Annotated in this window: 3 protein-coding genes, 1 tRNA gene and 2 rRNA genes (1 of these 6 only partly in view); 5 read left to right on the top strand and 1 reads right to left on the bottom strand. The window is 66.4% G+C overall.

Translation table 11 applies throughout. The annotated features are described in order from the left end of the window. The 4 genes from OHS81_RS09130 to OHS81_RS09115 all read left to right on the top strand — a co-directional run. A 23S ribosomal RNA gene (locus OHS81_RS09130) occupies positions 1-2,411 on the top strand (it extends 710 nt beyond the left edge of the window). Between the two features lie 74 nt (positions 2,412-2,485). Next, positions 2,486-2,602: ribosomal RNA gene (rrf, locus tag OHS81_RS09125) — 5S ribosomal RNA — on the top strand. Between the two features lie 116 nt (positions 2,603-2,718). Further along, the gene (locus tag OHS81_RS09120; protein ID WP_328384137.1) at positions 2,719-3,396 is read left to right on the top strand and encodes a DegT/DnrJ/EryC1/StrS family aminotransferase; all 678 of its coding nucleotides are present in this window, start codon (positions 2,719-2,721) and stop codon (positions 3,394-3,396) included. A 75-nt stretch (positions 3,397-3,471) separates the two neighbouring features. Continuing rightward, a tRNA-Thr gene (locus tag OHS81_RS09115) sits at positions 3,472-3,547 on the top strand. A 188-nt stretch (positions 3,548-3,735) separates the two neighbouring features. Here OHS81_RS09115 and OHS81_RS09110 read toward each other — a convergent pair. Continuing rightward, complete coding sequence (locus OHS81_RS09110) at positions 3,736-6,378, bottom strand: SpoIIE family protein phosphatase (RefSeq protein WP_328384136.1); 2,643 nt, start codon at positions 6,376-6,378, stop codon at positions 3,736-3,738. 291 nt (positions 6,379-6,669) lie between these two features. On the opposite strand from OHS81_RS09110, the gene OHS81_RS09105 reads away from it, so the two are divergent. Further along, positions 6,670-12,210, top strand: coding sequence for a HAMP domain-containing protein (locus OHS81_RS09105; RefSeq protein ID WP_328384134.1), 5,541 nt, complete (start codon positions 6,670-6,672; stop codon positions 12,208-12,210). Positions 12,211-12,377 lie beyond the last annotated feature (167 nt).

The raw sequence follows: 12,377 nt of genomic DNA, 5'->3' as shown, positions 1-12,377 counted from the left end.
CCCGTGTGGGGAAGCCGTAGCGAAAGCGAGTCCGAATAGGGCGTTGAGTAGCGTGCCCAAGACCCGAAGCGGAGTGATCTAGCCATGGGCAGGTTGAAGCGGAGGTAAGACTTCGTGGAGGACCGAACCCACCAGGGTTGAAAACCTGGGGGATGACCTGTGGTTAGGGGTGAAAGGCCAATCAAACTCCGTGATAGCTGGTTCTCCCCGAAATGCATTTAGGTGCAGCGTCGTGTGTTTCTTGCCGGAGGTAGAGCACTGGATAGGCGATGGGCCCTACCGGGTTACTGACCTTAGCCAAACTCCGAATGCCGGTAAGTGAGAGCGCGGCAGTGAGACTGTGGGGGATAAGCTCCATGGTCGAGAGGGAAACAGCCCAGAGCATCGACTAAGGCCCCTAAGCGTGTGCTAAGTGGGAAAGGATGTGGAGTCGCAGAGACAACCAGGAGGTTGGCTTAGAAGCAGCCACCCTTGAAAGAGTGCGTAATAGCTCACTGGTCAAGTGATTCCGCGCCGACAATGTAGCGGGGCTCAAGCACACCGCCGAAGTCGTGTCATTGCAGCATGAGGACCAACGTCCGTTGTGATGGGTAGGGGAGCGTCGTGTGCCGGGTGAAGCAGCCGTGGAAACGAGTTGTGGACGGTTCACGAGTGAGAATGCAGGCATGAGTAGCGATACACACGTGGGAAACGTGTGCGCCGATTGACTAAGGGTTCCTGGGTCAAGCTGATCTGCCCAGGGTAAGTCGGGACCTAAGGCGAGGCCGACAGGCGTAGTCGATGGACAACCGGTTGATATTCCGGTACCCGCTTTGAAGCGCCCAATATCGAATCCATTAATGCTAAGGCCGTGAAGCCGCCCTGGAGTCTTCGGACAAAGGGGAGTGGTGGAGCCGCTGATCCAAGGTGGTAGTAGGTAAGTGATGGGGTGACGCAGGAAGGTAGTCCAGCCCGGGCGGTGGTTGTCCCGGGGTAAGGGTGTAGGGCGTTGTCCAGGTAAATCCGGACAGCATGAAGCCTGAGACCTGATGCCGAGCCGATTGTGGTGAAGTGGATGATCCTATGCTGTCGAGAAAAGCCTCTAGCGAGTTTCATGGCGGCCCGTACCCTAAACCGACTCAGGTGGTCAGGTAGAGAATACCGAGGCGTTCGGGTGAACTATGGTTAAGGAACTCGGCAAAATGCCCCCGTAACTTCGGGAGAAGGGGGGCCATTGCTGGTGATGGAATTTACTTCCTGAGCTGGTGGTGGCCGCAGAGACCAGCGAGAAGCGACTGTTTACTAAAAACACAGGTCCGTGCGAAGCCGTAAGGCGATGTATACGGACTGACGCCTGCCCGGTGCTGGAACGTTAAGGGGACCGGTTAGTCACATTTCGGTGTGGCGAAGCTGAGAACTTAAGCGCCAGTAAACGGCGGTGGTAACTATAACCATCCTAAGGTAGCGAAATTCCTTGTCGGGTAAGTTCCGACCTGCACGAATGGCGTAACGACTTCTCGACTGTCTCAACCATAGGCCCGGTGAAATTGCATTACGAGTAAAGATGCTCGTTTCGCGCAGCAGGACGGAAAGACCCCGGGACCTTTACTATAGCTTGATATTGGTGTTCGGTTCGGCTTGTGTAGGATAGGTGGGAGACTTTGAAGCCGTGACGCCAGTCATGGTGGAGTCATTGTTGAAATACCACTCTGGTCGTGCTGGATGTCTAACCTGGGTCCGTGATCCGGATCAGGGACAGTGTCTGGTGGGTAGTTTAACTGGGGCGGTTGCCTCCTAAAGAGTAACGGAGGCGCCCAAAGGTTCCCTCAGCCTGGTTGGCAATCAGGTGTTGAGTGTAAGTGCACAAGGGAGCTTGACTGTGAGACTGACGGGTCGAGCAGGTACGAAAGTAGGGACTAGTGATCCGGCGGTGGCTTGTGGAAGCGCCGTCGCTCAACGGATAAAAGGTACCCCGGGGATAACAGGCTGATCTTCCCCAAGAGTCCATATCGACGGGATGGTTTGGCACCTCGATGTCGGCTCGTCGCATCCTGGGGCTGGAGTCGGTCCCAAGGGTTGGGCTGTTCGCCCATTAAAGCGGTACGCGAGCTGGGTTTAGAACGTCGTGAGACAGTTCGGTCCCTATCCGCTGTGCGCGTAGGAGTATTGAGAAGGGCTGTCCCTAGTACGAGAGGACCGGGACGGACGAACCTCTGGTGTGCCAGTTGTCCTGCCAAGGGCATGGCTGGTTGGCTACGTTCGGAAAGGATAACCGCTGAAAGCATCTAAGCGGGAAGCCTGCTTCGAGATGAGTACTCCCACCCCCTTTGAGGGGTTAAGGCTCCCAGTAGACGACTGGGTTGATAGGCCAGATATGGAAGCCTGGTAACGGGTGGAGTTGACTGGTACTAATAGGCCGAGGGCTTGTCCTCAGTTGCTCGCGTCCACTGTGTAGGTTCTGAAGTAACGACCTGTGATTGTGCCGGGTTGGTCAACTTCATAGTGTTTCGGTGGTCATTGCGTTAGGGAAACGCCCGGTTACATTCCGAACCCGGAAGCTAAGCCTTTCAGCGCCGATGGTACTGCAGGGGGGACCCTGTGGGAGAGTAGGACGCCGCCGAACAATTTTTCAGCTCCGGTCCCTGAACCTTGATGGTTCAGGGACCGGAGCTTTTTTGTTCTGATTTTCGGGTGGTGGGTGTAACTCGACGTTCATCTGCCCTGAGCAGGATCCGTTTCATGCGGACAGTAGGAGCGCTCAAGTCGGCCGGTGTCAGTGCTGGTGATGAGGTCGTGGTGCCGGCGTACGGCAACGCCGAGGTGGCCCGGGCCGTGCTGGAGTTGGGCGCGGTGCCGGTGTTCGCCGATGTGGACGGCGACAGTTACTGCCTGGACCCGGCCGCGGTGTCGGACGTGGTGACCAGCCAGACGGCCGCGGTCGTGGCGATTCACCGGTTCGGTCGGCAGGCGGACACCGGGTGGATCCGTGAAGTGGGCCAGCGGCGCGGGCTGTTGGTGCTCGTGGAGAACGAAGCCGGGGCGGACCCGGAGGGCGCTGAGCTGCGGCGGGCGCACGCGTCGTACCTGGACGGCAGGCTCAGCGGGGTCCGGACGCCCACACCGGCGGCCGGGCACACCTACGAGCAGTATGTGGTGCGGGTACCCGGCAACGGGCGGCCTGACCGGGATGCGTTCGCGCGGGCGCTGCGGGCCAAGGGCGTGGCGTGCAAGGTGCCCGTGCTGGCTCCGGTGTACCGGATGCCGGGGCTGCGGCGGGATGTCTTTCTGCCGGAGACCGAGCGGGCGGTGGACGAGACCCTGGCGTTGCCCGTGCACGCGGGGATGTCACGGCGGGAGCTCCACAAGATGGTCGGCGCGTGCAATGCGCTCGGCGGGCTGCTGCAGCCGGCCTTTTAGCCGGGTATCGGTGGACCAGGTGGCCGACGATTAGAAGACGACGCGGAGTTGGGGTAATATCTATTCCGTTGCCGCGCCCCAATAGCTCAGTCGGCAGAGCGTCTCCATGGTAAGGAGAAGGTCTACGGTTCGATTCCGTATTGGGGCTCCAGAGGACAAAGGCCCCCGCCATTCGGCGGGGGTCTTTGTCGTATGCCGGTCCGTTGCCGGTTTATTGCCGGTCCGGTGATGTCGTATCAGCGCCGCGGAGGCGAGCCATGGGCCGCGTCGTGGGCGGCGGTTGGGGGTGGGGGAGCGGCCGGGGCCCGTGAGTGGTGGGCATCGGCCGCTCCCCGGGGGTCAGTCCGCCGGGGCCTCGGGGATGCGCATGGCGAGGATGGCCATGTCGTCGGAGGCAGGTTCGGCGGCGAAGCGTTCCACGGCGCGCAGCACGCGGGCGGCGACGGCGCCGGCGGTCAGTCCCGTGCAGGTGGTCAGGAGGTCGGTGAGGCCGTCGTCGCCGAGCATGCGGGTGCCCTCGCGGCGCTCGGTGACGCCGTCGGTGACGCACAGCAGGACATCGCCGGGGTCGAGGCTGACGGTCTGTTCGTAGAGCTCCAGATCGTCCATGACGCCGAGGAGCGGCTGGGGTTCGGCCGCCGGCTCGACGGTGCCGTCCTGGCGGAGACGGAGCGGCAGGGGGTGGCCTGCGCAGACGACCTTGAGGACGGCGCTGCCGTCGGCCTGGGGCCAGAGCTCGCCGTAAAGGAGCGTCAGGAAGCGGCTGCGGGCGCCCTCGTCGAGGATGGCGGCGTTCAGGCGTTCCAGGACGGCGGGGCCGCCGAAACCCTCGCGGGCGAGCAGGCGCAGCGCGTGCCGGGCCAGGCCCGTGACGGCGGCCGCTTCCGGGCCCGTACCGCAGACGTCACCGATGGCGAAGCCGTAGGCGCCGTCGCGGATCGGGAAGATGTCGTAGAAGTCGCCGCCGACCTCGTTGCCCTCGCCGGCCGCGCGGTAGATGACCTCGACCTCCATGCCGGGGATCGCGGGCTGCTCAGGGGGCAGCAGGCTGCGCTGCAGGGACTGGCTGATGGCCGTGCGCTCGGAGTAGAGGCGCGCGTTGTCCAGGGCGAGTGCGGCCCGGCGGGAGAGGTCCTCGGCGAGTTCGAGGATTTCCTGGCGGAAGTGCTCCTCGGTGGGCTTGCCCAGGGTCAGCATGCCGATGACGCGGTTGCGCGCGACGAGGGGAAGGACGACCGTCTCGCCGCCCACCGCGGAGGCGGTGGCGAGGGTGGCGCCGGGGCCGGTGGAGGGCCGGGCCGCGTTGCCCAGGCCCAGGCTGCGCATGGAGGTGCGCAGGGCGGCGTCGTGCGCGGCGTCGCCGGGGGCGGTCCAGACACGGGCACCGGGGGTGGGGACCGGCTCGGGCGGGTCGACCTTCATCAGCAGCGTCTTGAGGCCGTCGATCCGGTCCTCGTCCTCGTGCAGCACATAGGACAGCTCGGGCTCGGAGGTCTGGTCGGCGACGGTGTAGACGGCGCACCACGTGGCGAGGGTGGGGACCGTCATCTGGGCCATCAGGGCCAGGGTCTGGTCCCGGTCGAGAGTGCCGGCCAGCAGGTCGGAGGCCTCGACGAGGAAGGAGAGGGAGCCGCGGCGGAGTTTTTCCAGCTCGGTGAGGCGGGCGCGTTCGACGGCGAGGGCGATGCGGTCGGCGGCGAACTGGAGACGCAGCGCCTCCTCGTTCGTGTAGCGGCCGGCGCCCTCCGCGGCGACGCCGAGCGAGCCGGTCAGCCGGCCCTCGACCTTGAGCGGGACGGTGACGACCGAGCGCATGCCCGTGCCGCTGAGGAGGGGGACGGCGCCGGGGACCGCGGTGAGGTCTTCGTGGACGGCGGGCATCCGGGCGGAGCCGTAGCGTCCGGATCCGGCCTCGACGGGGACGCGGGCGAACCGCTGGCGGGCGGAGGGCAGGCCCGTGGAGGCGCGGACCTCCAGTTCGGTCTCGTCGTCGGTGGCCAGGAGGAGGTAGGCGGCGTCGCCGTCGAGCATGTCGCGGGCCCGTTCGACGGTGCGCTGGAGCAGGCCGTCGAGGTCGTCGGGGGCCGGTGAGCCGATGAAGACCTCGAAGGGGTCGGCGAGGCGTCCCTCCGACCGGCCGGCCTGGGACGCGGCGTCCGGGGCGGGGGTGCGCTGGGGGCTCTGCAGGATGGCGCGCTCGTGGTCGCGTACCAGGAGGCAGACCGTGGAGGCCTCGCCGTCGGCGTCGCGGACGCGCAGGTGGGAGGCGTAGACGGGGACGACCCGGCCGTCCGAGCCACGGATGCCGTAGGAGCCCTCCCAGCGGGAGAGCTGCAGGGCCTCGACGATGCCCGTGCCGGTTCCCGGGGTGTGCGGCCAGGCGGCGAAGTCGGTGAGCGGCTTGCCGATGACCTGCTCGGGGTCGTAGGCGAAGAGGCCCTGGGCGTCCTCGTTCCAGAAGCTGATGCAGCCGCCGCGGTCGATCTGGATCACCGCGACCCGGACGCGGGTCTCGGCGACCGGGAGGGCGTCCACCGGCAGGGCGGGGCCGGCGGAACGGGTGCCGGCCGGGCGTTCGGGGAGGTCGAGCTGGAACCATACGTGTTTTTGTGCGGCGGTGTACTCGACGCCCCAGCGGGTGGCGAGCGCGCCGCACAGCAGCAGGCCGCGGCCGCCCTCGCGGTCCGGGTGGACGACGACCTGGCCGGCGTTCTGGAGCGGGATCTCGCGTTCGGGGTAGCGGTCGGCGACGGAGATCCGTACGCCGTCGTCGTTGCGCAGACACAGCACATCGGCGGCGGTGCCGGCGTGCACCACGGCGTTGGTGACCAGCTCGCTGGTCAGCACCACGGCGTCGTCGATGATGTCGGCGCAGCCCCAGCCCTGGAGGGTGTCGCGGACGAATGCACGGGCAGTGGCGACCGAGCGCCCGACCGGCTCGAAGGTTGCGGCGGCCCGCGCGGTGATCACTGGTCTCCTCATGCGTGTGTCGGTGATCTGCTCCCCCATACTCGCGGCGCCCCTCCGAATAAACCTGTGGTGCCTCCACCACTGCCCGTGCTCGATGGCCGGGACGGTGGACAGCCGTATGCCAGGTTACTTACCTTCGCCGCACCCGAGGATGCCGGTCACGTGTGTTTCCGCCCCAATCGTGCCCCGGGACGGTGTGCGATGCTGCCGAACTGTTATGGCCTGGTTGGGCCATGGTGAAACACTGGGCACGTATCAAGAGAAAGCCCGGGTAGAACGGTCGACCCTTGCGGGAGGGACACGGTGGAGTCTGGCGCAGCGGCGCGGGGCGCAAGCACGCGCGCGAAAGGCGGACGATCCCGGAACAACGGGACGACCGAGGTGGATACGGCTGCGCTGAATCGGCTGTTGGTCGCGTTGGTCGCGATGCGGGACGGGAACTTCCGCAAGCGGCTCACGGTTTCCGGCGATGGCGTGATGTCGGAGATCGCGGCGGTCTTCAACGAGGTTGCGGATCGCAATCTGCATCTGACGGGCGAGCTGACGCGGGTGCGGCGGGTCGTCGGTCGTGAGGGAAAGCTCACGGAACGGCTGGAGGTCGGCGCCGCCGAGGGCTCCTGGGCCGCGGCGATCGACGCCTCGAATGCTCTGGTCGACGACCTCGTACGGCCCGTCTCCGAGGTGGGACGGGTGCTGTCGGCGGTGTCCGAGGGCGACCTGGAACAGCGGATGGATCTGCGGTCGCGCAGTTCGGACAGCTCTTCGGAGCACCCTCTGCGGGGTGAATTCCTGAAGGTCGGCCGGACCGTCAACGGGCTGGTGGACCAGCTCTCCGCGTTCACCGACGAGGTCACCAGAGTGGCCAGTGAGGTCGGTACGGAGGGCAAGCTCGGCGGCCAGGCGCGGGTGCGCGGAATGTCGGGTTCGTGGAAGGACCTCACGGAATCCGTCAACACCATGGCGTCCCGGCTGACGGCCCAGGTGCGTGACATTGCTCTCGTCACCACGGCGGTGGCCAAGGGTGATCTGTCGCGCAAGGTGACCGTCCATGTCTCCGGCGAGATGCTGGAGCTGAAGAACACCGTCAACACGATGGTCGACCAGCTCTCCTCGTTCGCCTCCGAGGTGACGCGGGTCGCCCGTGAGGTCGGCACCGAGGGCGAGCTCGGTGGTCAGGCGCAGGTCCCCGGCGTGGCCGGGGTGTGGAAGGACCTGACGGATTCGGTCAATCTCATGGCCGGCAACCTCACCGCTCAGGTGCGCGGGATCGCCCAGGTCACCACTGCCGTCGCCAATGGCGATCTGTCGCAGAAGGTCACGGTCAGTGCACGCGGCGAGGTCGCGCAGCTGGCCGACACGATCAACACCATGACCGAGACGCTGCGGACCTTCGCGGACGAAGTGACGCGGGTGGCGAACGAGGTCGGTGCCGAGGGGCAGCTGGGCGGTCAGGCACAGGTGCCGGGCGCGGCCGGGACATGGAAGGACCTCACCGACTCGGTGAACACCGCCTTCCGCAACCTGACGGCGCAGGTGCGGGACATCGCGCAGGTGACGACGGCGGTCGCCAACGGTGATCTGTCGCAGACGGTCACCGTCGATGTGGCCGGTGAAATGCTGGAGTTGAAGAACACCGTCAACACGATGGTGGGTCAGCTGTCGTCGTTCGGCGCCGAAGTGACGCGCGTTGCGCGGGAGATCGGTGTCGAGGGCGAGCTGGGCGGCCAGGCCGCGGTGCCCGGGGCGGCCGGGACGTGGAAGGACCTCACGGACTCCGTGAACACCGCCTTCCGCAACCTGACCGGGCAGGTGCGCAACATCGCCCAGGTCACGACCGCGGTGGCCAACGGTGATCTGTCGCAGAAGGTCACCGTCGATGTCTCCGGCGAGATGCTGCAGCTGAAGAACACCGTGAACACCATGGTGGATCAGCTGTCGTCGTTCGCCGACCAGGTCACCCGGATGGCCAGGGACGTGGGCACGGAGGGCCGGCTGGGCGGCCAGGCCCGGGTGGACGGCGTCAGCGGCACCTGGAAGGAACTGACCGACTCCGTCAACTTCATGGCGGGGAACCTGACTTCTCAGGTACGGCAGATCGCGCAGGTGACGACGGCGGTCGCCCGTGGCGACCTGTCGCAGAAGATCGACGTGGACGCGCGCGGCGAGATCCTGGAGCTGAAGAACACCATCAACACGATGGTCGACCAGCTCTCCGCCTTCGCCGAGCAGGTCACCCGGGTCGCCCGGGAGGTCGGTACGGACGGCAGGCTGGGCGGCCAGGCACAGGTGCCGGGCGTCGCCGGCGTCTGGCGCGATCTGACCGACTCGGTGAACGGCATGGCCGGCAACCTGACGGCCCAGGTCCGCAATATCGCCCAGGTCGCCACGGCGGTGGCCCGCGGTGACCTGTCGCAGAAGATCGACGTGGACGCCCGGGGCGAGATCCTGGAGCTGAAGAACACCCTGAACACCATGGTCGACCAGCTCTCCTCGTTCGCGGAGCAGGTCACCCGGGTCGCCCGTGAGGTGGGCACCGAGGGCATCCTGGGCGGCCAGGCCGAGGTGCAGGGTGTCAGCGGTACCTGGAAGGACCTCACCCAGTCCGTCAACTTCATGGCGAACAACCTCACCTCGCAGGTGCGCAACATCGCCGAGGTGACGACCGCGGTGGCCCGCGGTGATCTGTCCAAGAAGATCACCGTCGATGCCAAGGGCGAGATCCTGGAACTGGTCACGACCGTCAACACGATGGTCGACCAGCTGTCGTCGTTCGCGGAGCAGGTCACCAGAGTGGCCCGTGAGGTGGGCACCGAGGGCCAGTTGGGCGGCCAGGCGCGGGTGCCGGGCGCGACCGGGATCTGGCTGGACCTCAGCGACAACGTGAACCTGATGGCCAACAACCTGACCATCCAGGTGCGCAACATCTCCCAGGTCTCGGCGGCGGTCGCCAACGGAGACCTGACCAAGAAGGTCACGGTCGAGGCGCGCGGCGAGGTCGCGCAGCTCGCCGACACGGTCAACACGATGGTCACGACGCTGTCATCGTTCGCCGACGAGGTCACCCGGGTGGCCCGTGAGGTGGGCACCGACGGCATCCTGGGCGGTCAGGCCCGCGTCCCCGGCGTCGCCGGTACGTGGAAGGACCTCACCGAGTCCGTGAACTCGATGGCCAACAACCTGACCGGCCAGGTCCGCAACATCGCCATGGTCACCACCGCCATCGCCAAGGGTGATCTGACCAAGAAGATCGACATCGATGCGCGGGGCGAGATCCTGGCGCTGAAGACCACCATCAACACCATGGTCGACCAGCTGTCGTCCTTCGCGGAGCAGGTCACCAGAGTGGCCCGTGAGGTGGGTACGGAAGGCCAGCTGGGCGGTCAGGCGCAGGTGCGGGGCGTGGCCGGCACCTGGCGGGACCTGACCGAGTCGGTGAACGAGATGGCCGGGAACCTGACCCGTCAGGTGCGGGCCATCGCCGCGGTCGCCGCGGCGGTCACCCTCGGCGATCACAACGTCCGGATCGACGTGGACGCGGCCGGCGAGATCCTGGAGCTCCAGGACAACGTCAACACGATGATCTCCACGCTCCGCGAGACCACCCTCGCCAACGAGGAACAGGACTGGCTCAAGGGCAACCTCGCCCGGATCTCCGGTCTGATGCAGGGCCGTCGCGACCTCAAGGACGTCGCCACGTTGATCATGAGCGAGCTGTCGCCCGCGGTCTCCGCCCAGCACGGCGCGTTCTTCCTCGCCGCCCAGCCCGACAGCCAGGAGATCGGCGCGGACGGCGGCGAGGCGGGCGCCTACGAGCTGCGGCTGATGGGCTCGTACGGCTACGCCATGGGCGGGATGCCGACGACCTTCCGGCCGGGCGAGACGCTGATCGGCACGGCCGCGGAGGAGGGGCGCACCATCCTGGTGGAGAACGTCCCGTCCGGGTATCTCAAGATCGCCTCCGGGCTGGGCGAGGCGCCGCCGGCGAATGTGATCGTGCTGCCGGTGCTCTTCGAGGACAAGGTGCTCGGCGTGATCGAGCTGGCGTCCTTCCAGCCGTTCACCCAGATCCAGAAGGACTTCCTCAGCCAGATCGCCGAGATGATCGCGACCAGCGTCAACACCATCTCGGTCAACACCAAGACCGAGGTGCTGCTCAAGCAGTCGCAGGAGCTGACCGAACAGCTCAAGGAGCGCTCGGGCGAGCTGGAGAGCCGGCAGAAGGCGCTGGAGCTGTCCAACACCGAGCTCGAGGAGAAGGCCGAGCAGCTGCGTGCGCAGAACCGCGACATCGAGGTGAAGAACACCGAGATCGAGGAGGCGCGGCAGGTCCTGGAGGAGCGTGCCGAGCAGCTTGCGGTCTCGATGCGCTACAAGTCGGAGTTCCTGGCGAACATGTCGCACGAGCTGCGGACGCCGCTGAACTCCCTGCTGATTCTGGCCAAGTTGCTCGCCGACAACGCCGAGGGGAATCTCTCCCCGAAGCAGGTCGAATTCGCCGAAACCATCCATGGCGCCGGCAGCGACCTGCTCCAGCTGATCAACGACATCCTGGACCTGTCCAAGGTCGAGGCCGGGAAGATGGACGTCAGCCCGACGCGGATCGCGCTGGTCCAGCTCGTCGACTACGTGGAGGCCACGTTCCGGCCGCTGACCGCGGAGAAGGGGCTCGACTTCTCCGTACGGGTCTCCCCGGAGCTGCCGGCCACCCTGCACACCGACGAGCAGCGGCTGCTGCAGGTGCTGCGCAATCTGCTGTCCAACGCGGTGAAGTTCACCGACAGCGGCGCCGTCGAGCTGGTGATCCGGCCGGCCGGGGCGGATGTCCCGGTGGCCATCCGCGAGCAGCTGCTGGAGCACGGTTCGCTGCGCGACCCGGATGCGGACATGATCGCCTTCTCGGTGACCGACACCGGTATCGGCATCGCGTCGAGCAAGATGCGGGTCATTTTCGAGGCGTTCAAGCAGGCGGACGGCACGACCAGCCGCAAGTACGGCGGTACGGGCCTGGGTCTGTCCATCAGCCGGGAGATCGCCCGGCTGCTGGGCGGCGAGATCCATGCCGCGAGCGAGCCCAACCGCGGCTCCACGTTCACGCTCTACCTCCCGCACAACCCGGGCGGACTGCCGCCGCAGGGCTATCCGCAGCTGGTGGCCGGCGGGATCGCGATGGACGCGGAGGCGCGGGAGACGGAGGTCGGGCGCCAGGAGGCCGAAGAGCAGCAGGGCCGTGAGCTGGACTCCGGGGGCAGCCTCAACCGGCGCCGCCGCCGGGCGATTTCGGGCTCTGCGCGCCGCTTCGAGCTGCCGGGACGGCAGCAGCCGTCCACGGCGCCCCCGCAGGCCCCCCAGGCCCCCCAGGCCCCCCAGGCGCCCGAGGCGCCGCCGCAGCCGGTCGCGCAGCAGCCCGTCGAGGAGCCCTGGATCGGCAACGGCCAGGATCTGGTGGATCCCGCTTTCGAGGGCGGTTTCCACGGCGAGAAGGTGCTGATCGTCGATGACGACATCCGCAATGTCTTCGCGCTCACCAGCGTCCTGGAGCAGCACGGGCTTTCGGTGCTGTACGCGGAGAACGGGCGCGAGGGCATCGAGGTGCTGGAGCAGCACGACGACATCGTGCTGGTCCTGATGGACATCATGATGCCGGAGATGGACGGCTATGCGACCACGGCGGCGATCCGCCGGATGCCGCAGTTCGCCGGACTGCCCATCATCGCGCTGACCGCGAAGGCGATGAAGGGCGACCGGGAGAAGAGCATCGACTCCGGAGCCTCCGACTATGTGACCAAGCCGGTGGATACCGATCATCTGTTGTCGGTCATGGAGCAATGGATGCGCGCGGAGTGAGGGAGCGTCCAGTATGGAGGCGTAAGAGGATCATCGCGTGTTGACTCAGTGTCGTCGTGGACGTGTGGAAGCGCAGGATTCGGGGAACCTTCTGGTCTCTGTCTGCGTTTCTGCTACGTGCACAGTGACATCGCGGTGACAGGGTGTGGCGACAGGCGGGGTGCAGC

This window comes from Streptomyces sp. NBC_00400 (assembly GCF_036048035.1).
Taxonomy (GTDB): domain Bacteria; phylum Actinomycetota; class Actinomycetes; order Streptomycetales; family Streptomycetaceae; genus Streptomyces.
This window is presented reverse-complemented; position numbering and strand designations above follow the sequence as displayed.